This is a genomic window from Ignavibacteriota bacterium (assembly GCA_016707525.1).
GTDB lineage: Bacteria > Bacteroidota > Ignavibacteria > UBA10030 > UBA6906 > JAGDMK01.
This window is the reverse complement of the sequence record JADJHP010000004.1, coordinates 132,114-158,244: the sequence shown is the minus strand read 5'-3', so window position 1 is coordinate 158,244 and position 26,131 is coordinate 132,114. Positions and strand designations below refer to the sequence as shown.

20 protein-coding genes and 2 pseudogenes are annotated in these 26,131 nt (G+C 61.7%); 7 read left to right on the top strand and 15 right to left on the bottom strand.

What is annotated here, in order from left to right:
- Nucleotides 1-3 precede the first annotated feature (3 nt).
- Complete coding sequence (locus tag IPI01_08610; GenBank protein MBK7257845.1) at nt 4-474, top strand: methylglyoxal synthase; 471 nt, start codon at nt 4-6, stop codon at nt 472-474.
- Nucleotides 475-482: 8 nt separating this feature from the next.
- Here IPI01_08610 and IPI01_08605 read toward each other — a convergent pair whose 3' ends face one another.
- The 9 genes and pseudogenes from IPI01_08605 to IPI01_08565 all read right to left on the bottom strand — a co-directional run bounded on the left by IPI01_08605 (nt 483) and on the right by IPI01_08565 (nt 9,157).
- Nucleotides 483-1,304 carry a pyrroline-5-carboxylate reductase gene (locus IPI01_08605; GenBank protein ID MBK7257844.1) on the bottom strand — a complete coding sequence of 274 codons (822 nt, stop codon included), beginning with the start codon at nt 1,302-1,304 and terminating at the stop codon, nt 483-485.
- A gap of 10 nt (nt 1,305-1,314) precedes the next feature.
- Nucleotides 1,315-2,625 (bottom strand): threonine synthase, encoded by a 1,311-nt coding sequence (gene thrC / locus IPI01_08600; protein MBK7257843.1) that lies wholly within the window; start codon nt 2,623-2,625, stop codon nt 1,315-1,317.
- Nucleotides 2,622-3,563, bottom strand: coding sequence for a homoserine kinase (locus IPI01_08595; GenBank protein MBK7257842.1), 942 nt, complete (start codon nt 3,561-3,563; stop codon nt 2,622-2,624). Before IPI01_08595 ends, thrC begins: the two co-directional genes overlap by 4 nt.
- Before the next feature lie 346 nt (nt 3,564-3,909).
- Nucleotides 3,910-4,320: a dinitrogenase iron-molybdenum cofactor biosynthesis protein gene (locus IPI01_08590; GenBank protein ID MBK7257841.1), complete on the bottom strand. Its 411-nt coding sequence runs from the start codon at nt 4,318-4,320 to the stop codon at nt 3,910-3,912.
- Between the two features lie 39 nt (nt 4,321-4,359).
- Nucleotides 4,360-4,746 (bottom strand): DUF134 domain-containing protein, encoded by a 387-nt coding sequence (locus tag IPI01_08585; protein ID MBK7257840.1) that lies wholly within the window; start codon nt 4,744-4,746, stop codon nt 4,360-4,362.
- 86 nt (nt 4,747-4,832) lie between these two features.
- Complete coding sequence (locus tag IPI01_08580) at nt 4,833-6,083, bottom strand: peptidase C1 (GenBank protein MBK7257839.1); 1,251 nt, start codon at nt 6,081-6,083, stop codon at nt 4,833-4,835.
- A 10-nt stretch (nt 6,084-6,093) separates the two neighbouring features.
- Nucleotides 6,094-7,236, bottom strand: coding sequence for a DUF4981 domain-containing protein (locus IPI01_08575; protein ID MBK7257838.1), 1,143 nt, complete (start codon nt 7,234-7,236; stop codon nt 6,094-6,096).
- Between the two features lie 130 nt (nt 7,237-7,366).
- Nucleotides 7,367-8,341: pseudogene (locus IPI01_08570) on the bottom strand (beta-galactosidase).
- A 234-nt stretch (nt 8,342-8,575) separates the two neighbouring features.
- Nucleotides 8,576-9,157: pseudogene (locus tag IPI01_08565) on the bottom strand (beta-galactosidase).
- A 488-nt stretch (nt 9,158-9,645) separates the two neighbouring features.
- On the opposite strand from IPI01_08565, the gene IPI01_08560 reads away from it, so the two are divergent.
- From IPI01_08560 to IPI01_08545, 4 genes are all read left to right on the top strand, one after another.
- Nucleotides 9,646-10,461: a hypothetical protein gene (locus IPI01_08560; GenBank protein ID MBK7257837.1), complete on the top strand. Its 816-nt coding sequence runs from the start codon at nt 9,646-9,648 to the stop codon at nt 10,459-10,461.
- A gap of 105 nt (nt 10,462-10,566) precedes the next feature.
- Entirely contained in the window at nt 10,567-11,613 is a 1,047-nt protein-coding gene (locus IPI01_08555) for a hypothetical protein (GenBank protein MBK7257836.1), read from the top strand.
- Complete coding sequence (locus tag IPI01_08550) at nt 11,600-13,105, top strand: hypothetical protein (protein MBK7257835.1); 1,506 nt, start codon at nt 11,600-11,602, stop codon at nt 13,103-13,105. Before IPI01_08555 ends, IPI01_08550 begins: the two co-directional genes overlap by 14 nt.
- A complete protein-coding gene (locus tag IPI01_08545) occupies nt 13,087-13,425 on the top strand; it encodes a hypothetical protein (GenBank protein ID MBK7257834.1) in 339 nt (112 codons plus the stop codon). The genes IPI01_08550 and IPI01_08545 overlap by 19 nt, the downstream gene beginning before the upstream one ends.
- Here IPI01_08545 and IPI01_08540 read toward each other — a convergent pair.
- The 3 genes from IPI01_08540 to IPI01_08530 all read right to left on the bottom strand — a co-directional run bounded on the left by IPI01_08540 (nt 13,412) and on the right by IPI01_08530 (nt 18,047).
- The gene (locus IPI01_08540; protein MBK7257833.1) at nt 13,412-16,105 is read right to left on the bottom strand and encodes a DUF2339 domain-containing protein; all 2,694 of its coding nucleotides are present in this window, start codon (nt 16,103-16,105) and stop codon (nt 13,412-13,414) included. The two genes, IPI01_08545 and IPI01_08540, sit on opposite strands and share 14 nt — an antisense overlap.
- A gap of 104 nt (nt 16,106-16,209) precedes the next feature.
- The gene (locus IPI01_08535) at nt 16,210-17,619 is read right to left on the bottom strand and encodes an NAD(P)(+) transhydrogenase (Re/Si-specific) subunit beta (GenBank protein MBK7257832.1); all 1,410 of its coding nucleotides are present in this window, start codon (nt 17,617-17,619) and stop codon (nt 16,210-16,212) included.
- A complete protein-coding gene (locus tag IPI01_08530; GenBank protein MBK7257831.1) occupies nt 17,619-18,047 on the bottom strand; it encodes an NAD(P) transhydrogenase subunit alpha in 429 nt (142 codons plus the stop codon). The genes IPI01_08535 and IPI01_08530 overlap by 1 nt, the downstream gene beginning before the upstream one ends.
- Nucleotides 18,048-18,312: 265 nt before the next feature.
- On the opposite strand from IPI01_08530, the gene IPI01_08525 reads away from it, so the two are divergent.
- Entirely contained in the window at nt 18,313-19,737 is a 1,425-nt protein-coding gene (locus tag IPI01_08525) for an arabinose isomerase (GenBank protein ID MBK7257830.1), read from the top strand.
- A gap of 15 nt (nt 19,738-19,752) precedes the next feature.
- On the opposite strand, the gene IPI01_08520 is transcribed toward IPI01_08525, so the two are convergent.
- Nucleotides 19,753-20,877: a hypothetical protein gene (locus IPI01_08520; protein MBK7257829.1), complete on the bottom strand. Its 1,125-nt coding sequence runs from the start codon at nt 20,875-20,877 to the stop codon at nt 19,753-19,755.
- Between the two features lie 147 nt (nt 20,878-21,024).
- On the opposite strand from IPI01_08520, the gene IPI01_08515 reads away from it, so the two are divergent.
- Nucleotides 21,025-22,710, top strand: coding sequence for a glutamine--tRNA ligase/YqeY domain fusion protein (locus tag IPI01_08515; GenBank protein MBK7257828.1), 1,686 nt, complete (start codon nt 21,025-21,027; stop codon nt 22,708-22,710).
- Between the two features lie 69 nt (nt 22,711-22,779).
- Here IPI01_08515 and gatD read toward each other — a convergent pair whose 3' ends face one another.
- Together gatD and gatE are read right to left on the bottom strand one after the other, a co-directional pair.
- On the bottom strand, nt 22,780-24,162 hold the full coding sequence (gene gatD, locus IPI01_08510; protein ID MBK7257827.1) for a Glu-tRNA(Gln) amidotransferase subunit GatD: 1,383 nt from the start codon (nt 24,160-24,162) through the stop codon (nt 22,780-22,782).
- The gene (gene gatE, locus IPI01_08505) at nt 24,159-26,072 is read right to left on the bottom strand and encodes a Glu-tRNA(Gln) amidotransferase subunit GatE (GenBank protein ID MBK7257826.1); all 1,914 of its coding nucleotides are present in this window, start codon (nt 26,070-26,072) and stop codon (nt 24,159-24,161) included. The genes gatD and gatE overlap by 4 nt, the downstream gene beginning before the upstream one ends.
- Between the last annotated feature and the right edge of the window lie 59 nt (nt 26,073-26,131).

Genomic DNA, 26,131 nt, shown 5'->3' with positions numbered 1-26,131 from the left:
CGCATGAAGATACGGAAGAACGTTGCACTCGTTGCACATGACAACAGGAAGAAGGACCTCGTGGAGTGGGTGGAGTGGAACAGCGACGTCCTTGCCGGGCACAGGCTGACGTGTACCGGGACGACGGGGACACTCGTGGAAAAGGCCCTGCGCGGCAAGGTCGCCGCGAACGACCTGCCCGAAGGGTTCGAGATCAAGAAACTCCGCTCCGGCCCGCTGGGGGGCGATCAACAGCTCGGTGCGTTGATCGCCGAGGGGCAGATCGATGTCGTGATCTTCTTCTGGGACCCGATGGAACCGCACCCCCACGATGTGGATGTGAAGGCGCTGCTCCGTATCGCCGTCCTCTATAATATCCCCATGGCGTGCAACCGCTCGTCCGCGGACTTCATCATATCATCGCCGTTGCTCGGGCAGGACTACAAGGTGGCCGACTATGACTATTCGAGCTATCTGCATCGGGAGATCCACTGACCACGCGCTCAGATGGGCTTCGGTGCGTACAGGACCGCGGCCTTCTCGGCGGATGATACGATGCCCTTGATCAGCGCGGAACTGAACCCGTTGTGTTCCATCTGGTTCAATCCGGAAATGGTGCATCCCTGCGGAGTCGTGACCTTGTCCACCTCGGCCTCCGGATGACCGCCTGCCACGAGCAGGCTGGCGGCACCGCGCGCCGTCTGCGCCGCCATGAGCAGGGCTTCGTCGGCATGGAACCCGATCTCGATCCCGCCCTGCGAAGCCGCGCGTACCGCACGCAGGAAGAAGGCAATGCCGCAGGCGCACAGGGCCGTCGCCGGCACCATCAGGTCCTCTTCGATCACCACCGCCTTTCCCAACCCCTCGAACAGCGTCCGCACCGCCGGCAGTACCCGATCCGCTCCCTTGTCAGCAGCGAGACAGGTCATCGATTCTCTGATCGCAATGGCCGTGTTCGGCATCGCGCGTATGATGGGGACCTCCACCCCAAGTTGCGAGCGGATCTGTGCGATCGTCGCGCCGGAGACAATGGACACGATCGTGTGCCGTGCAGGGTCGATCGCCGGCCGGATGCTCGCGAGCAATCCGTTGAGGTGCTGGGGTGTGACCGCGATGAAGATCAGATCGGATCCTGCCACCGCGCGTGCATTGTCGGTTTCCGTGCCGAATCCCTCTTTCGCGAACGACTGCAATGCCGCTTCATGCCGCCGCGTCAGGATGATCCGGTCGTGGGTGAGAAGCCCTGCCGAGACCACGCCGCGGGCAATGGCGGCTCCGATGTTCCCGGTACCGAGGATTGCGATGCGCATGCCGGAGATGTTCATATGCTGCCTTTCACGAGAAAGTGGTATGGAGAAGATATTCTTTGAACCCGGGGAATGCCGGGGAAAGCCGGACCGACTGCTTCTCGCCTTCCAGGGCGGCCAGCAGCCGGGGAGGGGTCTCCACCAGCCGCCGTATCGGTTCATCCAGCGCATCCAGGAACTTTGCGGGATGGGCGGTTTCGAGGACGATGCCAAGGCTTCCCGATGGTGCGTCGGCCCGGACTTGTTCCAGGCCGCAGTAGCCTACCGCTCCATGCGGATCGAGGACATACTGGTAGCGCCGATGGACCGTGCGGATCGCCTCGCGGGTCTGCTCGTCAGAGAATGAGGCGGAGCTCACGACGGAGCGGAGTCCGACCCGGTCATCCCCGAAGAGCGACCGGAGGCGCGCAAGGTTGCTCGGGTCTCCGACGTCCATCGCATTGGAGAGTGTAGCGATCGCGGCTGCCGGTGCAGGGTCGCCGGTAGCAAGGTAGCGGGGAAGCGCCGTGTTCGCATTCACGGAAGCGATGAATCGGTGCACGGGGAGCCCGGCTTTCATGGCAAGGATGCCGGCTGTGAGATTGCCGAGGTTCCCGCTGGGCCCGGAGAATTCCACAGGCCGCGCCCGGTCAGGCCGTTGGGCCCAGGCATCAATATAATAGAATGTCTGTGGAAGAAGGCGGGCGATGTTGATGGAGTTCGCCGATGTGAGATGCATGCGCGACCGCAGTTCTGCATCCGCGAATGCCTCCTTCACCAATCGCTGGCAATCGTCGAAGGTGCCTCCGATCTCGAGGGCCGTGACATTCCCGCGGAGCGTCGTGAGTTGCAGCTCCTGCACCGTACTGATCCGCCCCGACGGGTAGAGCAGAATGACGTGCATGCCTTCGACATGGTGGAAGGCGTGCGCCACCGCGCTGCCGGTATCGCCTGACGTAGCGACCAGGATGTGCCTCTTCGCTGAGGAACCCCGGTTGACCCAGGCAAGGGTATGTGCCATGAACTGCGCTCCGAAATCCTTGAATGCGAGCGTCGGGCCGTGGAACAATTCAAGGACCCCGAGATCATCTGCGAGCATACGCAGAGGTGCCGGGAAGGTCAGTGACCGGGCAATGATGGTCTCAAGGTCCCTGTCCGGGATCTCCTGTTCGAGCAGGTGCCGCGCGACCTCGAAGGCGAGTGAGGTGAGCGGACGTCCGCCCGCAGCATCGAAGAATCCCCGCCGCATGGGCGTGATGGCCGCAGGAACATATAGTCCGCCGTCCCCGGCGATACCGCGTGCGACTGCTTCGCAGAACGTTGCAGCCGCGGCCTGTCCGCGTGTGCTGACGAGTCTCATGCCTGTGCCCCGGAACAGAGGCGGGCGCCAACGGGGCTGATGAGCGAGACGGAACGGGAGTGAGCGCAGCCAATGGCATCCAGTGCTTCGCTCATGGCGAGACATGTCTCGTCCGCGGTCTTCCTCCCGCGCGAAAGGGCGAACACCGAAGGGCCCGAACCGGAGATGCTGCATCCCAGCGCTCCTGCACGCATCGCTGCCTCTTTCATTGCCTGGAAGCCCGGGATCATGGGCCCGCGTGCCGGTTCCGCGATGACGTCGTGCAGCGACCGTCCGATCAGGCCATAGTTCGACGTGAGCAGTCCGGCAATGAGCCCGGCGGCGTTCCCGGTCTGGGTGACCACGTCCTTGAGAGGTACCTGCTTCGGCAATGCCTGTCGCGACTCTTTCGTGCGGATCTCGATATGTGGCCGCACGATCGTGCACCAGAGATCTTCCGGGGGGGGGATCTTCACGAGGTCGATCGGGCCGTAACCGCGGACCAGCACAAATCCACCCAGGAGCGACGGCGAAAGATTGTCCACATGGACCGCCCCGCTGGCGATCTTCTCTCCTTCGATCGCAAAGGGGAGAAGCTCCTCTCCCGTCAGTCCGGCTCCCAATGCCGCATTGGCGGCGAATGCCGCCGCAACGGCACTTGCGGCGCTCGAGCCGATCCCACTGCCCAGGGGCAAACCCTTGTGGATCTCGATCTCCGCGCCGAAGGAAGTCCCGGTGTGCCGGAACAACGCAATGACCGGTGCTCCGGCAGTGTTCAGTTCGGGCTCGAAGGGGAGGTCAGCGGTCGTGCCGGTGATCTTCGTAATGGTGACCCCGGGCGTTCGGGTGAGGCGGACGGTGACGGTGTCACCGGGCCCATCCAGGGCAAAGCCCATGATGTCGAAGCCGGATGCAACATTCGAGACCGACGCAGGCGCAAACGCTGTCGCTGAATCCATGACCCCTCTCCTGTGACTGAATGTACCCCCTCAGAATGAAAAAACCGACTCCAGTATCCTGAAGTCGGTCTCCGTTGAACAACGGCAACAGGCCAACCTCAAGTGTCTCCGGTCGGGCACGTCGTAGTCGGGAACGTGTTCGGCGTCGTTCCGTGGAATACCGTGTATGTTGCCGTCTGTTTCATATATTCAACATAGTATTTTCAGGGGGCTTTGTCAACCGGGCCGGAGAAAAAAACGATTCCGTGATCCCACCGGGTGCCGGAAACGACAACACCCGGGAACGGTGGTTCCGACACCCGGGTGGTCTGTAGGGGCGGTGCATGCACCGCCCCTCGTACCGGGATCAGTGGGCGTGCCCCGGCCCGTGGTCATGCAACCGCCGGTCGTTGGTGGCGAGGGATCCTGCCAGGTACTTTTCGAGAGCAGCGTCGATGGTCTGCTCATCAGCGAGAATGGGCGTGATGCCCATTGCCCGGAGGGCATTGTGGGCACCCATACCCATCCCGCGGGCCACGAGGACAGCACAATCACCGATGGGGGAGATCATGCTTCCATGGTCATGCCCGTGGCCGTGGTGGTGCTCCTCGCCGTGAGCGTGCTGCCCCTGGGAATGATGCCCCGCCTTCGGGACACGTTCACGGCTGACGACCGTGGACCCGTCGATGGTGCAGATCTCATAGTACATCGCGCGCCCGAAGTGGGCGGAGATGCTGGAACCGTCGTCAGTAACGAACGCGATCTTTGTTGTTGCCATTGGAATTCTCCTTCTGTTCTCTGTATGCATGACAGCGCATCATTTCCGGCAATGCGGACAGCGGAACGAGCTGCCCACCGCCGCCGGTACATCCCATGGTTGCCGGCACCGTCCACAGTGAACCCGCGTGTGATGGGTGCGGACCACCTCTCCGCCGCCGATCTCGATGGCTCTGCCAAGGACAAGTGCCTCCGCGACCTTCTTCCGCGCACGCTCGAGTATCCTGCCGAAGGTCGGACGGGAGACGTTCATTTTTGCCGCTCCTGCTTCCTGCGAATCGCCGAGAAGATCGGCAAGCCGGAGCGCCTCGAGTTCATCGGAAGTGAGAAGGACGACGTCGAGTTCGCGGAGAGGGATCCCTGCGGGCTTGAATGTGAGTGCGCGCGGTCGGCACGCGACGTAGCGTTGTTTGACTGGTCGGGGCATGGTATTATGAGCATATGCTCATAACAATGATACGAAAAAACCCCGCCCGTGTCAAGTCGCACGGGCGGGGGTCGGCCGGACCGTTGCTAGGGGCGCTGGACCGCCGGGAATTTCGCCAGGATGTCCTGGACCGCATCCCGGTGGACAGAACACCCGAGCATCTTCAGTTTCACATAGTCCTCATGGAAGAAGTAGTAGCCGGGATGTGTGCTGTTATAGGCACTGCTCCAGGAATCCTTCACGAGGAACCAGTCCTTCCCGTCTTTCTCCACATATCCCACGATGTGCAGCCCGTGGTCGTCGGACGTGGTCCCGTTGTTGAACCGGAACATGCGGGCCTCTTCGGTGATCGCGTCCGGCGGTATATCGAATGGGGCCACCACCGCAAGGCCCGCCGCGCCGCGCGAGTATCCCGGCTCCGAGAAGTCGCCGCCGATCCCTACCGAGTATCCCTTCCGGAGCGAACGCTTGATGATCGTCATGAAGTCCGCGAGCGGCACATTGTGGTATTCCTTGCTGTGCCACCAGTTGTCCGGGACCTCGAATTCGATCTTCGTGTAATACGGATACTGCATGAACGACAGGAAGTCGATGTAGTCGTCCGGCGAAAGCTTCACGACCCGCGCGAGGTACTCCGGGGGCGTGAGGTGTTGTCCGTCCACCGTCACGGTTGCCGGTGGCGCACCAATGGCGTGATCCAGGATGCTGCGCACGGTGGCGATCACGAGTTCCTCGTTCCATGCAGCAGATTCTTTCACGGATCCAAGGTACTTCTTGATCTCCGGGAAGAAGGTGTTCTCATGGTCGTGATAGGCCTGTCCGGGTTTCAGTCCCGTGTAGGCTTCGCCGGGCACGACGCCATACTTTTTCCAGATACGGAAGACCGCATTCGCCTCCGAGCCTTCGGCGAGATGCGACGTGCCGCGCGTGCGGACGAACTCCCGCGCCTTCTCCACATGCTCCCAGTACACCGTGTGTAGTTCCGACAATTTGATGCTCCGCCCGGTCTGACGGTGGATCTCCGATTCCATCATGGATGTCGTGGAGAAACACCAGCACATCCCGGACAGCCCCTGCATCTCCGGTGGGAGATGCCAGATCCGGGTGAACTCCGTTGTCGCTTTCGGCGCACGGACCGCTGCGAAATCCACCATCATATACAGCTTTTCTTTGTCGGCCTCCTTCCTCGCCCGCTCCATGCGGGCGGAGATCGAGTCCAGCATCGCATCAGTGCGCTTGTCGAAGAGCGGGTGGCCGGACGTCTCCTGCGCTCCGGCACCGGAAAAGGCCGCCAGGACACAGAAACCGGAGATCAGATACAATGGTGTACGCTTCATGGTGTCCTCTTTACCGTGCCGCGGGTGGGAATCCGAACTGGCGCCCCCGGGCCTCCGCTTTCATCGAGGGGGTCAGTGCCTGCAACCAGAAACGATACCCATACTCCTTTGCGGGGTAGGTGTATTCGGGATGTGTCCGTGCCCCCCAGGAATCGTCGCCGCCAACACCCATCTGCCCGAGATCGAGATACCACGTGACGAAGGGGCGGGCGACCAGCTCGGTGGGGTACATGGTTCCGCGCGATCTCTGTGTGAGATCTTCCGCCGTGTAGGGAAGGGCGGAGAAACACACGTGGTCCACCGCCGTCGCGAGAAGTCCACTCCCGCTCGCATCGGTCAGGGCCACCCATCGTGTATCCGTGTGATAACCGCTTTCCTGCGGACTGACATACGGGAAGAGTTGATCGGCGACCTTGCCCTTGTACATACCAACAAAGGCTGAGGTCTTCCGGTCGGCATAGGTCTCCTGTGGCCCGCGTCCGTACCACTCGATGTTCTCCGTAGAGGCCGGAACCTGCATGCTCATGCCAACCCGTGGCATCTCAGGGAGATTCGCACTCAGCGGGACAACCCGGAAGTCCACCAGGACGTCACCGTTGCCATGCACGGTCATGGACGTCGTGGTCCGTGCAACGGTGTCTGCCACTACGTGCACGGTCGTGACCCGGATCGCCGACGCCGAGATGCGATCCACCGCGAACGATGCTACCGTGCGATGCTGGCTTGCTGTGCGCCAGATGTCACACCGTGCATTCATCTTGTTCCCGAAATCATTGTCCGTCGGTGCGCGCCAGAACCGCGGCGTGAGCCCCTCAACTATCCGCTGCTCACCGTGATCCGTCCATGAGGTCATGAGCCCGGTGGACCGGTCGAAGGTGATCTGCCATTCCGGGCCGAACAGACGTACCGTCGTGCCACGCTCCTCCTGCGAGACAGGCGGGAGGGGCGTGGTAAGCGGGGGCAGGCGGCGCACATGCCACGCGAGAGGGAACTGTTCCGCTGCGACCACATGGCCCGCGTCGGCCCACAGGGTGCGCTCCTTCAGTTCGGCCGTGACCGTCAGGTGATACTCGGCCGCCGGGTCGGGCTTCACCTTGGGAACGGGAACAACAACCTCGATACTGTCGCCAGGGCCGGTGGTGAAGGCCGGCAAGTATTCCGTTCTGGATCTTCTGCCCGTCCTGCATAAGCTCCCAGCGAAACAGGAACGGCTGCAGGGAGGTGAAGAAATACGCATCGCGGATCCGGACCTTCAGTGCCCCATTCTTTGCGTTCACGAGTTTGAACTTGATGCTCTGATAGACCTTCTTCACTTCAAGGGTCTTGGGCGTGATGGTGCGATCGGAAAGCACGAGCCCGTTGCAGCAGAAGTTCGTGTCGGTATCCGGTTCGCCATAGTTGCCACCATAGGCAAAGTACACCCGCCCATCCGCTGTCGTGCGCCGGAAACTCTGATCCACCCAGTCCCAGATGCTGCCTCCCTGCAACTGATCGTGGGCTTCGATCACATCCCAGTAGTCCTGCAGATTGCCGACGGAATTCCCCATGGCGTGTGCATACTCGCACATGATGAACGGGCGGTCACGGTGTTCACTGGCGTAGTCCAGCAGGGTGCTGATGTGTGAATACATCGGGCACACGATATCCGTGTGTGCTGCCCGGCCGGCGCGCTCATAGTGGACGGGCCGCGATGCGTCGCGCCGGTGCACCCATTCGCTCATGGCCTGGAAGTTCGTGCCGTCGCCGGCTTCATTGCCGAGCGACCACAGGATCACGGATGGGTGATTCTTGTCGCGCTCCACCATGCGCTGGACACGATCCATGTGCGCCGCCAGCCATTCAGGCTTGTTGGCGAGCGTCTGGTCCGGCGCATAGCCGACCCCGTGCGATTCAATATTCGCCTCATCGATGACGTAGAGCCCGTACCGGTCGCAGAGTTCATACCAGCGGGGAACGTCCGGATAGTGGCAGGTCCGCACGGTGTTGATGTTGTGCTGCTTCATCAACCGGATGTCCTGGATCATCGAGGCGTCCGTCATCACATGGCCGAGGTCCGGATCGTGTTCATGACGGTTCACCCCCTTGATGAGGATGGGTTTGCCGTTCACGAGGAGCTGCCCGCCGCGCACAACTACTTCCCGGAAGCCGAACCGGCATTGCTCGTATTCGATGGCATTGCCTTGACCGTCGCGGAGCGTCAGAAGGACACGATAGAGATGGGGTGTTTCCGCGGCCCAGAGTTGCGGGGCAGTGATGATACCCGTGACAGGAATGATCGCCTCGGCGCCGGGAGTGATAAGGGCAACCCCGGTCTTGCCGACCGCGATGGTGCGGGCAACGACCGTGTCCCCCTCGATCAGGGTGACCTCGACCGAAGGCGCGGCCATGTCGGTGGTGCCATAATTCCGTACCCGCGCAACCACCGAGAAGAGGGCCTTCGTGTAGTTCTCGGACAGCGACGCGTTCACTTCGAAATCCCGTATGTGCAACCCGGGTGTGGAATAGAGATACACGTCGCGGTAGATGCCGGAGAGGCGCCAGAAATCCTGGTCCTCCAGATAGGAGCCATCGCACCACCGATAGACCTGCACGGCGATCGAGTTCTCACCGGACCTGAGGAAAGGCGTGACGTTGAATTCCACCGGAGTGCGGCTGTCCTTCCCGAGTCCGATCCGCGTGCCGTTCACCCACACGTAGAACGCGGACTCGACACCGGCGAAATGGAGGAAGACCTGACGGCCGTCCCAACCCTGCGGCACGGTAAAGGTGCGCCGGTAGGAACCGACCGGGTTGAATTCTGCAGGAATGTAGGGCGGGTCTTTCTTGAATGGATACTTGATGTTGACGTAGATCGGAATGTCGTATCCCTGGAACTGCCAGTTGCCCGGGACGGTGATCTCCTTCCAGCCCGACACATCGAACGCCGGCTTGTAGAAATCCGTGGGGCGATCAGCGGGTTTGGATACCCAGGAGAATTTCCACTGGCCATTCAACGAATGATAGAAGGATGATCCCTCGCGCGATCCCTTGAGTGCGGCATCGCCGCTCTGGAACGGCATCAGGGTCGCGTGCATGGGCTCATTATTGATCCCGGTGATACGGGGGTTCTTCAGATCGGCCGGCAGTGTGGTGTCCGCGCTCCCCTGTGCCAGGGCGGTCGAGGGGAATGCCAATAGCGAATACCACAATGAGGAACCTGAGAATGGTCTTCATGCTGATGGTCCGGTGTGCTGTGAGGAGAGGTGAAGTCAGGGTACGAAATGCCGAATCGATTCAATATACCCCTCCGACGCCCTCAAAGTCAACGGATCGCCTTATCCCCCCCCCCGATTTCTGACAATTCTGTGACACATCGAGGATGCCCATCCGTATATTGGAAGGGACATCACCATGGAGGTTCTTTGGCCCGCATATTCCCGATCACGTGCGCTGTCCTCGCAGTCTGCGTCCTTGCCGGATGTACGGCGACACAAGAGGTGCAGACCTATATCCGCGATGCTCATGTCACCGGACCCGTCGCTTCACCCCCGTCCATGTCGTCACAGATCATTCAAAGAATGCCGTGACGTTCTCTTTCTATGCCGTACAGCAGGGAAGAGACAACCTTGCCGGCAACATCGAGGGTTCGGGAACCAACGGGTGGCTCTATGCGCCCGAGCTCGTGCAGCGCCCGGATGGTTCAACGTCCTACGCACGGGTGATCCCGCAGTACAACATGGACTGGAAACGTCCGGAATTCTCCGGAGGGATCGATCTTGACATTGCCTGGGAGGGCATGGCGCTCACGGTCGGCGGTGCGTTCTCCCGCGCATCCGGAGCCAGCCGGCTCGGTTGGCAGGCCGGGGTTGGTTTCTTCACGCGCGAGCAGAGGCCCGTCCGGGTGCGTCTCGACCTCGGTGTCTTTGCGCAGTATCTTGAATACCAGGCCCGCACGGCCACGATCACAACGGTGAAGACCGAATGGTTCTTCGATAATTCGACGACGTCCGTGGATACCGCCTACTACTTTGACCGCGATACCAAAGGGGGGATCGGCTACTACGGATCGCTCACGATCAACACCGTGCTCCCGTCCTGGCCACTGGATCTCTTTCTCCAATTCAATTATATCAACCAACCGGTCCTGAGTTACACTCCCGTATCGCGGACCACAACGGATTTCCTCCTGTTCCTCCCCATTCAGTCGACATCGGGTTCAGGGGAGATAGCAACCCGTGCCTCGTTCATCGGCCTGACACCGGGGGTCTACATCGAGCCCACACCGGATATCATCCTCACCGGGGGCGTCCGTGCGCTGCTCGACGTCTCGGATACCTTCAAGGAGCCGAACATCATCCTGATGCCTTTCGTCCAGCTTGGTTTCCGCGTAGGGATGTGACAGCGGGCCGGGCGTTCCTGTCTTCGCGTGCTTCACCTTGCCTTTGACCGTCCGGATTGGTACCATCTCAAAGACCACACCAGTTCTTTCTTCTCCGGATGGCTTATGGCAGGATCTGTCACACGATGTGGCTTCCTCCTCCTTGTTCTCGGGCTGAGCTCCATGCACGCCCGGGCACAAGACCCTCCTTCCGTACCTCCAGATTCGGCACTCTCGTTGCCATTGCACGCCGATCCCTTCGGTCCCGAGAACGCCCCTGACCATACAGGGCAGGGCTCCGGCGGGGTCATCGTTCCGGGCCCGTATGAAAGCTGGATCCAGGCCGCATTCACACGCCTCAATGCGGACTATTACGGCCTCCAGTACATGTTCGATTCTCCGTTCCAGATCTCCGCGGGGACCGGCTGGTCCGTGTACGAAAGCGCTGTAGCGGGCTTCCTCTTCAAGCTGCGCACCACCGGCTTCAAAGAATGGCGGTATGAACCCCTCCGTGAGGAGAATGTCCCGTACTATCTCTTCTCAACGTCAGCGACCTTCGAATACCCGTACGTCGAGCGAACCCTCAGGTCTTTCCGCGTGCGCACCCACTACTGGACCTCCACGCGTGGCCTCGGCATGCCCGGGATCGGCGTCGTCATCAATCGTTGGAATCTGCTCGTAGGAGGCGACCGCACCATGAACCGGAGGATCGAAGCCGAACTGACATGGCAGCAGATCTCCGGGGGGTATGTGATGCCCCTCTCTCCCCGCAAAGGAGGGGTGAACATCGCTCTCTGCTTCGCGGTGGACCTTCTCGGCATGAAATATCAGGCGCAGGTTGCCGATCCGGTCCGGTTCGTCGGCGCAAAAATCGGCTCGATCGGATGGACCACGGCCATCGGATGGAACATGAACACGCTCGTCAACCTGGGGGCCTACATCAGCGGTGAATACGGATTCTCGACAGGGGCGGTGATCACGGGATCGCACAAGGTCGTCTTCGCGGACATCGCGCGGACCACCGTGAACTTCGGGATCCAGGCGACCGGGCGGTGGGTGAACTTCACAGGAGGGGTTCAGAAGGAATGGGAGTATGTCGACTTCCAGTCGACGGAGTTAACGGATCGAGCACTCCGGTACTATCTGGGGATCAACGTGTATGTCCGCCGCTGACCGTTACCGCGCGTATCTCTTTCGGCTTCTCCTCCTCGCACTCCCGGGGGTGTGCGTGTCGTGCACTTCGTTGAACATCGGCGGAACATACCTGGTCGAACTGCGCGACCGCCCACAGGTCCCACTGGTGGATCTGGCGAGGTACTACCGTGAACGGACAGGCGGACTGATCCTGCCCGCGATGCCCGATACATCTGCCCGCGGCAACCGGTTGGTCTTCACCTCGGATCCGTTCAACGGGCGACGGATCATTGCGCCTTCGTATTGTTCCTGGGAAGAGATCCAGGACCTGTTCCGGCTTGATCAGGACCTGTTCGTGTCGCGGTCGGGGAGAGAGGATCTGCTCGCTGCCACGTATGATGCATTCAGCCGGATGCCGTTCGACGAGCGGCGTGGAGTGGCCGTCCGCCCGTACCGCACGCTCGCAGCCTGGGGTGGCATGTTCTACCCGCCGGTGAAGCATCTCGATCACCCTCTTGCATTTTACGACCGCCGGCTTGGCTCCGATCCCTCGGTCGAGTGGGAGGGATCAGCGTACTTCGACCCGGGATTCCAGGAGATGCTCGATCGGGAAACGCAGACCTCTTTGACCGCCGGCAATACCCTGCGGGCCCTCTTCAACGGCGTGCAGTCCTATCCCGAGAAGCTCAGGCTCGTCCGCCAGGCCCGGCACTCCCTGTATGTCGGGGTCATGGCCATCGTTGCCGATTCCAGCGGCCGGTCGCTGGTGTCAGCGATGATCGAGCGCAAGCGGGCGGGCGTCGATGTGCGCGTGATCGTTGACGACTTCTACACGTTCTCGATCTCCAGTTTCGCCATCGGTATCCTCGAACGCGAAGGCATCCCCGTTGCGCGTGTCGCGGACAAACGTCTGAACCAGATGGACCGCATGTTCCACAACAAGTTCTGGATCCGTGACGGGGAAGAGGCGATCCTCGGTGGGATGAACGTGCTGGACTATGAGAATACAGCGACGGGTTTCGACTTTCAGAACAGAGATACCGATGTGCTGTTTCGCGGGCCGGCGGTCACGGATCTCCTCGGGAGTTTCATCGGGCTCTGGAAACGGTACGACCGGCAGGGGCACCCGATCGCAGCCGCCGAATCCGTGCTCACGGCGCGGAGATCCGCGGAGCGCGCTGCCGCCCTCCGGGGGAGCGAGCACTATGCGGCCTGGCTCAGCGACCCCGTGATGCGCACCCGGGGGCTCTGCCGCGTGGCGGTGCAGGGCGATGATGCCGATACCCAGAGTATCGTCACACTGCTCACGTACTACGCCCGGAGAGCACAGCACTCGTTCGTTGTCAAGACGCCGGGTATCGAATGCTCGATCACCGGCCCATCGGGCAGCGCGATCGATGTGCTCGCGGGGGTGATGCTGAGAAGTGCCGCCAGCCCGGTTTCAACGGGACGTTCATCACGAACGGCGCCGATGGGGGCTGGGGGGAATCAACGATCTTCCTGCGGAGCCGGGTGTGGGATTCGGAGCTGATCGGGGATCCCATGTGGGTGGATGTGATGACGCCCGTGATCGATGGGGCGGGGAGGGAAGTGGCACAGGCCACCCGGGCAGTGACCCGCCCGTTCATGGACGCGGGCGCGCGCGTCTACCAGTATATGAACTACATTCACGCGAAGGAATTCTCCTTCGACCGCCTGCTCATCGGGATCGGGAGCTGGAACTACGATTCCTACTCGGCCGACAACAACCATGAATCTGCGATCTTCTGCCTGGACGACGCCCTCCGTGTGCAGATGGAACGGCAGATCGTGCTGGACCTCGTGAACTCCGTCCCCGTCATTCGCCCGTAGCGTTCTTCTCATCCCCCAGTATCACATCCCGGAACCGTTGGTACAGATACGACACCGCGAGCAGGATCAGTCCGAGCCCGATGAAGGAGAATATTCTGTACAGCGTTTCAAGGAACGACAGATCGTAGATGAAGATCTTCAGGATCGCCACGCCGAAGAGGACGATGGCGAGCATCCGCAGGATCCGCTCCCGTCCCAAGATGCCGTATGCCATCAGCGAGATCGAGAACGCGAGCCACGCACCCGAAAGCATGAGTTGCTTGATGCTCTCAAGCTCACGTCCGGCAACGGAAGGATCCTGCAGGGCGATCGCCTTCTCGAAGTAGTCCCTGATCTCTCCGGTGACAAGCGTGAGGACCAGGAGGGCGGTCATGATGCGGAGCACGGGGGCGACGGGTTTCGTCCATGTCCGTGTATTCTCGTATCGTGTCGCAAGCATGCGCATCGCAAGGAGCGCGAGGACGGTAGCCACGATCGCCCCCAGGCGCACGTTCAGGATGGGTGTGAAGTCCAGGATCGGTTCAAAGGCGATCCCCCGGAAGAGCGCGGTGGCCCACCCGGCGACGATCAGGACGAGTCCCCCCACGAGCGGCACCGAACGCGCTTGCCGCGTTCCGGTGAAGAAGACCACGACGCCATAGAGTGCCCAGGCTGCCGCAAGCACCATGAGCCGGGCGAAAGGGAGAGCCCCTTCGAGATCGGCGAACCTGATCCATTGGGCGTAGAGCTCCACGATCTCGGTGGTGAGCGTGGCAAAACCGACCACGATCCATGATGCGGCGAAGACGTGCGAGAGTGTACGAACGAACCCATTCGCTGCGGCGAACGTCCGGGAGAGCCACACGAGTGCGGTGAACGTCAGGGCCGATGCGGCGAAGTGCAGGTTGAAGATCACCGTGAACCATTCCGGCGGGGTGAATCCGGCCCCGTTCCACGATGCTGTCACGACCGCGCCCAGGATACCGAGGAACGCCGCAAAGACGTGCAGGACCACGAGTTGTTTCCCCCGCGTCAGGAACGCAAGCAGTGCTCCGTATGCTGCCCACGCCAATCCGATCGATGGCCCGATCATGTAGCGGAGATGCCGCCCCATCATCTCCCCGGCACGATCGGCGGCCGTACGCAGGGCATCCGTGATCTCGACAGGCAGCAGGACACCGAGCAGACCTGCCCATATGGCATGGAGCGTTCCCCGCGCAAGCGGGGTCCAGGGGCGTTCTCCACCCGGGGTCAGGAACAGTGCGGCAGCGGCTGACCCGACGAGCATGACGAAGGCCAGCGCGCGTTCATTCAGGATCGGGATGGTGCCCTCGACGGTGAACATCGTCCAGGCATGTTCCTGGAACAGTAACGACAGCGTCGCCCATGCCAGCAGGATCGTGGCGGCGCCCCAGACGAGATCCCCCGAGCGCCAGCGTGCGAGCAGTGCGAGCAGCGCAACTTCGATGGCAAAACAATAGGTCGTCGCGAAGCCATCGAACTGGGTTTCGGTGGCGCAGATGAGGAGCGCCAGTGCCGCCACGGAGTACCACGCGGCCGGGTCGCGGCGGGCGGAGGTGCTGCGCGCGAAGATCGCCATCGAACCGGCATAGATCGCGGACGCGACCAGCGTGAAGAGGCCCATCCAGTCGTGGAGATGATCGTCGAGGAGATAGAAGAATGCGAAATAGAAGAACAGACCGTTCAGCACGGCAATGACACGCTCCAGGACCCAGGCCGCGGATCGCTCCCGCATGCTGCGGAACAGGTCGATACCATGGAAGAGAAGCCAGAAGATCGTGACGGCGATCGCTCCGGTGATGTCATCCTCATGTCCCGATCTCGTGTCGAGCCACAGCCCGAAGATCCCGTACGTGGCGGCGAACGCGAGGGGGAGCAGTATCCACCATTTCTTCCGGGCCGCAATGACGGCAAGGAGCCCGGCATCGAGCAGCGCGAGGTAGCCGAACAGGCCTGCGGCATGTGCCTCCCCGCGGCTCAGCAGGAACGGTGTGGCGAACCCGCCGGCCCATCCGAGGAGCGAGACGGCGAGCGAGTCATAGCGGAATGCCTGGGTAAACGTTACGACCGTCACCGCCCCCATCATCAGGAACGCGACCGGTTGAGACACGAGGCTGTAATAGTTGAAGCTTGCATAGACGGAGATATAGAGGATCGCGATCCCTGCGCCGACCAGGCCCTGAGAGAAGATCTGGAACCCCTTCTTTTGCATCCGCGAGGCGCCGAAGAGGAGGGTGCCGCCGGCGGCGAGTCCGATCCCGATCTGAAGCCATTCGGAGATCCAATTTCTGTCGATGGCATACTTCAGGAAGAAGCTCACGCCGAGCACGAGGGCGACCGCGGCGATGCGGTTCAAGAGTTTGCCGCCGATGAGCCATTCCCACTCCTGCGAGGTCCGCTGCTTCTTCGGCGGCGGTGGCGGGGGGGGAGGTGGCGCTACCGCAGGCGTTGGTGCCGGTGTCGCGATGCCGATCGGCTGCGGTGCAGGGCCGGGGAGGGGTGGGGGGACGGCGGCGCTCTTCTGCTGCTCCGGTGCGGGTGCATGCTGCTCCGCGCTCTGCGGTGGTGCGGCGAGCAGAGAGACGCGCGTCTCGAGTTCCCGGAGCTTCGTCGACAGCCCGCTCACCTTCACGAGCAGGTAGACAATCGCGATCATGAGAAGAAAGACATAGGCTTCCATGCTCAGTACCCTCGTCCGTTGATGACGATAACAGTACTCCCGGATGCACCACGTGGTACGGTACACCCGGGAGTGTCAGTGAACGCGATGCCCGCGGCCGGACATCAGTGCATGCCGCTGCCGCCTGAGAACTGCTTCACCAGATCGCCGATCACGGCTTTCGCATCACCGAACAGCATGAACGTCCGGTCCGCGAAGTACAGCTCGTTGTCGATGCCGGCGAAGCCCGGGTTCTTGCTCCGCTTGATCGCGAAGACGGTCCGTGCCTTGTCCGCGTCGATGATCGGCATGCCGTAGATCGGCGTCGATTTGTCCGTGCGCGCCGCGGGATTGACGACGTCGTTGGCACCGATCACCAGGGCCACATCGCACTGCGGCATCTCGGGATTGATATCGTCCATGGTGATCTGGTCGCTGTACGGGATGTCCGCTTCGGCCAGGAGGACGTTCATGTGGCCGGGCATGCGTCCGGCCACAGGATGGATGGCGAACTTGACCGTGATCCCGCGCTTGGTGAGCTGGTCGTAGAGCTCACGCACACGGTGCTGGGCCTGGGCGACCGCCATGCCGTACCCCGGAATGATGACGACGAGAGAGGCCTGTTCCATGATCTGGGCGGCACCTTCGATCGTTTCCTGCTTGTAGCTCCGTCCGTCAACACCTCCCTTGGCCGCCTGCACCTGTCCGAATGCGCCAAAGAGGACATTCGCGAAGGACCGGTTCATCGCCTTGCACATGATGATGGAAAGGATGAGGCCGCTCGAGCCATCCAATGCACCGGCGACGATCAGCAACTTGTTGTCGAGCATGAATCCCATGGCGACCGCGGAGAGGCCGGCGTAGGCATTCAGGATCGAAATGACGGTCGGCATATCGGCCCCGCCGATCGGGATGATGAGGAGGATGCCGAACGCCAATGACAGTGCGATGATGACGGGAAACGCGATGGACGTCCACGGGCCCAACGGATCGACCACGATCATCACGCCAAGTGCCGCCGCGAACAGGAGCAACCCGATGTTCGTGAGATTCTGCATCGGATAGGTCACGGGGCGCTGGGGGATCCATTTGAGTTCCTGGAGCTTGCCTGCGGCCATGAGGCTCCCGGTGAACGTCAGAAACCCGAGAAGCACCTCGAGGATCAGCGCCGAGGTCCGGAAAGGCGTCAGCATTGCGCCGCCTTCACCCATCCAGAGGTAGAATTTTGCGGTGCCAACCAGCCCGGCTGCGAGTCCGCCAAAGGCGTGCGAGAGCGCGGTCCGTTGGGGTACCGCAGTGAGGGCGACACGGGAAAGAGGGACGCCGACCGCGACGCCGGCGAGGATGGCGAGGATGATCCAGAGGTGATGGACGATCCCGGGCTGGATCCATGTTGCGACCATGGCAAGGGCCATGGCGATGACGCCGGCGCGGACGCTCTTCCGGGCGGTCTGCGGGTTGTTCATCCAGTAGAGCGAGAAGATGAAGAGCGCGGAAGCCACCACGTAGGCGAGTTGTGCGAGCGAAGGGATCATCAGTGGCCCTCCCCGCGGGTCTCTTTGAACATCTTGAGCATGCGCTCGGTGATGAGGAACCCGCTCACGATGTTCGTCATGGAAGCGAAGAGCGCGATGGCGCCCAGGATCCTGTACTCGAGCGGATAGTCCGATCCGACCACGATGATCGAGCCCACGACAGCGATCGCCGAGATGGCATTCGTGAGGGACATCAGGGGTGTATGGAGCAGCCGGGAGACGCGGGCGATCACGCCCATACCGATGAAGCTGGCGAGGACGAAGACGAACAGCAGGGACCAGAAGTCGCCGGCAGGTGCGGCATGGGAAGCGGCCGCGTCTGTGTGCGATGGAAGGGTGGTGGCTGCGGCGGCCGGAGCCGCTGTCTCGCCGGGTGCACTACTCTGAGCGGGCACGCTTGCACATGCAAGGAAAAGAACGAGCAGCATGCCCAGCCCGACGGTCACAGAGCGCTTCATACGCGGATCTCCGTTGGACGTACATGAATGAATGGCGGACCGGGGGTGGAGCAACAATAGCGCCCCCAATCTAAAGAATATCCCGAGAAGAATCAAACACCCACTTTCCGCTTTCTTCTCTTGATTTCCGTGTGTATACTTGGGGCAAGCTGTTTGCCATCCGACCCCTGTTCCACCATCCGCCATGATCTGCCTTATGAGCACACAGGAATCGATCGTTGCCCCGCACGCCTCGATGCCGGCACCCACATGTGTCGGGGTCTTCGGCATCGGGTTGGATACCTACTGGGGGCAATTCAACGGGTTGAAACCCCGCCTTGAGGGGTACCTCGCGACGATCGAGGGAAAGCTTTCCCGCCCGGGGATCGACGTGGTCTCCGGCGGCCTTGTGGACACCATCGACAAGGCCCATGAGGTCGCGCACCTGATGAAGACGAGGAATGTGCGCCTGGTCTTCCTGTATGTGAGCACGTACGCGCTGTCCTCAACGGTCCTCCCGGTCGTACGCGATACCAACGTCCCGGTCATCATCCTCAACCTGCAGCCGGAAGCACAGCTCGACTATGCGAAGTTCAACGCGCTTGGCGATCGGGGCGCGATGACCGGCGAATGGCTGGCGTACTGCCAGGCGTGCGCCGTGCCGGAGGTGGCCAACGTGTGCCTGAAAGCCGGGATCCGCTTTCATCCCGTGACCGGCACCCTGGCCGATGAGCAGTCGTGGGCGGAGATCGGGGAGTGGCTGGATGCGGCCCGCGTCGCGGATGTGATGCGGCAGAACCGCATGGGTATCCTGGGCCACTATTATAATGGTATGCTGGATGTCTATTCCGATGCAGCCCTGCAGTCGGTGGTGTTCGGCACACACATCGAGCACGTGGAGATCGACGTCCTGAAGGTGTACCGCCGCGAAGTGAAACCCGAGGTCTGGAAAGCAAAGGTCCGGGAGATCCATGAGGCATTTCGCGTCCTTCCCGAATGCAGCACGGCGGAGGTCGAACGCGCGGCGAAGACGGCCTGTGCCCTGGACCGGTTGATCACCGAGAAGCGGCTGGGCTCACTCGCATACTATTATGAAGGGACCCCGGGAAGCGAAGAAGAGGATATCGTCACATCGGTGATCACGGGCAACTCCCTCCTCACTGCCAACCACGTCCCGGTAGCGGGGGAATGCGAAGTGAAGAACGTGCAGGCGATGAAGATCATGGACGCCTTCGGGGCAGGCGGTTCATTCAGCGAGTTCTACCTGATGGACCTTAAGGATGATGTGGTGCTGCTCGGGCACGATGGCCCGGGGCACATCGGCATCGCGGAAGGGAAGCCCGTGCTCCGCCCGCTCGGGGTGTATCACGGCAAACCCGGGAACGGACTGTCGGTGGAGATGAAGGTGAAGAATGGTCCTGTGACCATCCTCTCTGTGGTGCAAACACCCGCGGGGAAGATCAGGCTGTTGGTCGCAGAAGGGGAGTCTGTGCCCGGGCCGGTCCTGGAGATCGGCAATACGAACAGCCGGTACCGCTTTCCGTGCGGTGCACGCGCGTTCGTCGATCGTTGGAGCGTTGAAGGTCCGGCACACCATTGCGCGATCGGCACCGGTCACATCGCAGCGCGGATCAAGAAACTCGCCGCACTGGTGGGCGCGGAATTCGTCGGGATCTGTTGACGCCCGCCCGCAGCGTCAGGTCAACGAGCGCTTGAAGCACCGTCTCCGTTTGTGCTGACGGCGCTCGAAGTTCTTCCAGTGCGCCTGGACGAGCTTGTTGTCTTCGAGCTCCACATTGGACTCGGCGCTGATGATCCCCTGCTTGATGCACGATTCGGCAAGCGCGGTGATCAGGAATGCGTCCGCCCCCTTCCCCTGCAGGTCCCGCCGCACCGCCCCCAGATACAGGTCGATGGTCTTCGGATGCTTCATCGCGCGCAACAGATGGAACACGCCGAACGGGAAGAGATGGCCCTGTGCTTTCTGCAAGGCATGCGACAGCGAAGGCATGGCGATGACGAAGGCGGCGAGCCGGTCCTCCTTGTCCACAAGGAGCTTCGTGTAATGCGGTGAGATGTTCGGGAAGTACATCTTCACGTAGTAGTCGATCTCCCGCTCCGTCAGCGGAACGAACCCGTAGAGCTTGCTGTAGGTGTCGTTGATGATCTCGAAGATCTGGTGGGCGTACGGGAGGAGGTCCTTTGCCTTCCGGGCGGGAACGATGTGCAGCCCTTTCCGTTCCGTCGCCATCGCGGCGACACGGAGGGCTTTCTCAGGGATCGCTGCGGGGACCGAGATGTTGTACTCGAGCCAATCGACATCCTTGACGTACCCCCGGCGCTCCATATGCGCGGGGTAGTAGGGGTAGTTATAGAGCGTACCCATGGTGCTCAGCTCTTCGAACCCTTCCACCAGCATCCCCTCGCGGTCCATGTCCGAGAATCCCAGCGGACCCAGCAATTCCGTCATTCCCTGTGAGCGTGCCCATTGTTCCACGGTGCCGAGAAGGGCGGACGCAACCTCCTCATCGTCGATGAGGTCGAACCACCCGAACCGGGCCGCCTTCCGGTCCCAGACCTTGATGTACTCGCGATTGATGATGCCGGCGATCCGGCCGACGACCGTGCCATCCCGTTCTGCGAGCCAGTACGTTGCCGTACAGTGATCGAACGCAGGGTTCTTCTTTCTGTCGAGGGTATTCCGTTCATCGAACAGGAGGGGTGGAACCCAATAGGGGTTCTGCTTGTACAGGCTGAACGGGAAGGTGATGAAGGCGCGAAGGTCCCGGGGCGAAGCGACCTCTTTGATCACGATGGACATACGGGCTCTGGCGACGATGGGTCTGCGGGTGTAGGAACTGTTGACAATATACGAAATGCCCCCCCAGAGAGCAATCTTCCTCATTGAAAAGGGCCCCGGGGTTGTGTATATTACATATTCACCACATCAGTACTCCCCGGAAGAACCATGAGTCTGACCGAAAATGCCGATTTCGTCCGTGAGATCATCGCGGAGGACCTGCGTACCAACAAATTCAGCGGACGTGTCCATACCCGGTTCCCCCCCGAACCGAACGGTTACCTGCACATCGGCCACGCGAAGTCCATCAACCTGAACTTCGGCATTGCACGCGAACATGCCGGCGGCAAATGCAACCTGCGCTTCGACGATACCAACCCGGAAAAGGAAGAGCAGGAGTACGTTGACTCGATCATCGCCGATGTGCGGTGGATCGCAGGGGATATCGACGAGCGGATCTACTACGCGTCGGACTATTTCGAGCAGATGTACGCCTGGGCGGTGGACCTGATCACGAAGGGCAAAGCGTACGTCTGCGATCTGAATGCCGATCAGATCCGCGAGACCCGGGGCACGCTCACCGAACCCGGGAAGGACAGTCCGTACCGGGACCGGCCGGTCGCGGAGAACCTCGACCTCTTCGCGCGCATGCGCACGGGGGAGTTTCCCGACGGATCGCGCACCTTGCGTGCGAAGATCGACATGGCGTCGCCGAACATCAATCTCCGCGACCCGATCATGTACCGCATCGTGCATGAACGGCACCACCGTCAGGGTGATGCCTGGTCGATCTATCCGACCTATGACTGGGCACACGGGCTCGAGGATTCCCTCGAGCACATCACGCACTCGATCTGTACGCTGGAATTCGAGAACCACCGTCCACTGTACGACTGGTATCTGGAGTCGCTGGGCGTCTACCATCCGCAGCAGATCGAGTTCGCGCGCCTCAACCTCACGTACACCGTGCTCAGCAAGCGACGCCTGCTCCAGCTCGTGCAGGAGAAGCGGGTGCATGGCTGGGACGACCCGCGCATGCCGACCATCGCAGGGTACCGGCGGCGGGGGTATACGTCCGAAGCCATCCGCACGTTCTGCGACAAGATCGGGGTGTCCAAGAAGGACAGCATGATCGATGTCGCTTTGCTTGAGTGGAGCATCCGCGAGGACCTCAACAAGCACGCGCAGCGTGCCATGGCCGTGCTGTCGCCACTGAAGGTCGTGATCACGAACTATCCGGAAGGGCAGACCGAAGAGGTGCCCGCGCTGAACAATCCGGAGGATGAGAACGCCGGGACGCGCATGATCCCGTTCGGGCGCGAGCTGTACATCGAGCAGGACGATTTTCGCGAAGTGCCCCCGCCGAAGTACCACCGGCTGTCGCCCGGCAAAGAAGTGCGCCTTCGCGCGGCCTATATCATCACGTGCGAGTCGGTGGTGAAGGACGCGGCCGGGAACATCACCGCGATCCACTGCACGTACGATCCCGACACGAAGAGCGGTGGCCCCAACGCGAACAAGAAGGTGAAGGGAACGATCCACTGGGTGTCCGCGCCCCATGCCGTGGACGCGGAGGTGCGGCTGTACGATCGCCTGTTCAGCAAGGAAGACCCGAATGATATCCCGGAAGGGAAGTCGTTCCTGGATTTCATCAATCCGGATTCACTGAAGGTTCTCACGGCGTGCAAGCTCGAGCCCATGCTTGCGAAGGCGGAACCCGGTAGCCGCTATCAGTTCGAACGGGTGGGGTACTTCTGCGTCGATATCAAGGATGCGAAGCCGGGAGCTCCGGTGTTCAACCGGACCGTCACGCTGAAGGACACCTGGGCGAAGATCGAGCAACGCGGCGCGTGAATCCGTACATATGTGGGCCCGGTCAGTGCCCCCGCGCCACGAAACCTGTCCGATGAATGCGCTTCTCTGCTATCTCCTGTAGCGAGAGATGAACTCCTCGACCTCCGGGATGCCTCCCTGGAAGATGAGGTAGCCGTTGCTCGGTTCGCGTTCCGTGATCTCGCCTGCGATCGGCGTCATCATGATCTCCCGGACCTTCTGCAGGTCCTTCGTCTGCCCCAGTGCCCAACCGAGTTTCATGTACGCCACCTCGGGGAGCATGTTCGCCCCGGGGATGACCCCGAGCTCCATCATGTCCCTCCCCGTATCGTACACGTACATCTGCACGTATCCCCAGAGCGTCTGCACGGTCATATAGACCGCGATGCCTTTCTGCTGCGCCCGCTTGAGTGATGGGTAGAGCGGCTTGTTCACATGCCCGAGCCCCGTCCCGGCGATCACGATCCCGCGGTAGTTGTTGTCCACCAGCGATTCGATGATGTCCGGCTTCATGTTAGGATAGTAATACACGATGCTCACGCGCTCCTCGAACGCCGTGTTGATCGTGACGTTCCGGTCTGCCCGGCGTCGGTGGTAATCCTGACGGAGCGGACGGATGGTGTCGCGGCTCACCATCGCAAGCGGTATGTCGCCGATGGTACGGAATGTGGACCGATAGCTGGAGTGCATCTTGCGGACACGGGTCCCCCTGTGCAGCAGGCCGTAGACATCGGACGTCGGGCCGAACATACAGACCATGGTTTCAGCGATGTCGCTCTCCGCCGCGGTCTTGACGCTGTGCATCAGATTCAACGCGGCATCCGATGAGGGACGGTCAGAGGACCGCTGCGACCCGACCATCACGATCGGCACGGGGGTGTTCTGCACCATGAAGGACAGGATGGCCGCTGTGTGGTGCATGGTGTCGGTGCCGTGCCCGATCACGATACCCTGCACGCCTTTCTCGATCTCCCGCCCGATCGCCTGGGCCGTCCCGATCCACTGCTCGGGCCCCATATTCTCGCTGAAGACCCCGTAGAGCTTCTCGGTCTCCAGGTTGCAGATGTCGGCCAGCTCGGGAACGGAGCCGTACAGCTCGCCCGGCGAGAATGCCGGGATCACCGCGCCCGTCCGGTAATCCAGGCGGCTCGCGATGGTCCCACCTGTCCCGAGCAACTTCACGCGGGGCTTTCCCGGATCGTACGGAAATTCTTTCTCGGGGATCTTGTAGTGTGCTTCCTTGCGCCCCTGGACGGTGATCTTCTCGACGCCGGTGGCTTCGATCCCGACATTGTAGCCGCTGCGCAACTTGATCACGATGTGGTGTGGGTCGGCGGTCTCGGAACGGGGGAGAATGATGCCGGTGAACGTCCCCTCGCCCGTATGGATCTCGACATCGCTCCACACCTGTGCGCTGTACTCCTGAAGGGTGGCGAGTGCCGGGCCCCGGTAGCCACGATAGTTGTCGCTCATGGTTGCACCTCCGTCCACTCTCGTTCCACCAATGCCGCGACCGCTTTCCCGGGAACCCGGCCCCGGATGCGGGTCATGATCATCCCCATCAATGCTGCCTTGCGGCGTTCCGGCTTCCGGAGGTTCTGCTGGAGCGAGACGGAGGCCTCATGGATGACCGCCTCCAGTTCTTTCTGGGTGCAGGGCGACGGTGCGGAATCATGGGTGAACGGTGCGCCTCCGGCGATCGCCGCGAGCGTGGAGATCAAACCCTCACGCGCGAGCACGCCATCACGAAACGCCCGAAGCACCTCGCTCATCTGATCCCTCGTGAATGCGTACACCAGCCCCGACTGCCGTGCGACACGTTTGGGCAGTTGAATGAGGGTGACGGCCGCCGCTGTCGCATCGATCCCCCAATCCCTGACCGCCCGTCCGAAGAGCGGAGCGAACGGAGAGATACTGAGGGGCTCGATGCAGTCTGCCGGGATGCGGAGCTCATGGTACCAGCGCTCGCGCTCCCAGACGGGTTCGGGAACGTCAGCCCGGATCCGGTCCAGGCGGTCCCGCGTGATCCGGAGCGGCGGAAGGTCCGTATCGGGATACATGCGTTCCGGCCCCGGCAGGATCCGTTCGAACCCGTTCGTTCCATCGGCAAGTGCCTGGCGGGTTTCCGAAGGGACGCCGATGGTCGCCTCTTTCGCGCGGAGAACGACCTCGGACGCACCGGTCGTGACATCCTGTTTGCTTCCCCACACGAGAACGATCGTGTCGTCTTCGCTCGCGCCCAGTGTCCGCCGGAGCATCTGCCACTCCGATGAGGCCAGCGTCTCTCCCGGACTGTCGGAATGGATGATGTTGGGAAGCGTGGTGAGGCAGGCGACCACGCGTACTCGATCGGAGATCTCGCGCGAGAAATAGGTGTCTATCTGGGTCGGCCAACGCAGCAGGTCCTTGAAGCCGTACAGTGCCACTCCGTGCACAAACATCCCTCCCGCAATGGCATCGCGGATGGGTTGATACCGCGTTTTCCGGAGAAGCTTCGTGCAGTCTTCGGTCCGCGAACGGAAGGACTCCCGGGTGATGCCGCGCGTGTGCAGCTCGTCGCGGAGCCTCAGGAGGTTCCACTGCCGCATGGCTTCATTGTACGTGAGCAGGGGGATGTCCGGGATGCGGGGCACGCCCTTGATCTCGATCCGCGTACCGCCCGCGACGCTCACATTCACATCTTCGCGGGCAGCACCGGCCCCCGTGCGCACGAGCCCCGTGCTGCGCACGACGCGCCGGAGCAGTTGTGCTACCTCGGCAACCTCTGCCGGCGTCTTCATCTCGGGGGCGGTGACGGTCTCGATCAGGGGCATGCCCAACCGGTCGGTCCGGTATGTGCGCCGGTGTCCGATATCGCTCACCTCACGGCACGCATCTTCCTCCAGGCCGAGTTGCACGATGTTGATCCTGCGGTCTTTGTACGGGACGGACCCGTCCACGCCGACGATGGTCGTCCGCTGGAACCCTGTGGGGATGCTGCCGTCCAGATACTGCTTGCGTGCGATATGGATCTCGTCCACCATCGCGCATCCGTACAACATCGCGATGCCGAGGGCGATATCCAGCGCGTCGGTGTTGAGTTCGAACGGTGGGGTGTCGTCCATCTCATACGTGCACACGGTGTCGCGGTTGATGAGGTAGATGATCTCCTTCTTGGTCTTGAACTCCATCAGTGCGGTGCCGTCGTACTCCCCGAGTTCGGAGAGGGTCGGACGCATGTGCCGGAGGATCTCCGCGTCGTACTCTTCACTGTACCGCCCGGCAGGGCAGCGGCAGAAGAGCTTTTTGGTCGTCAGGAGTTGCTGGTGGATCTCAAGGCCGGATCTGAAACCGACTGCCGCATAGTCGGCATCGGTCATTTCGGAGAAGGGTTTGAACGCCATGGTGGACCGGGTCCGGGAAGATACGAGGAAGGCTCTTTCCGAAATGTCCTGAAACTTCA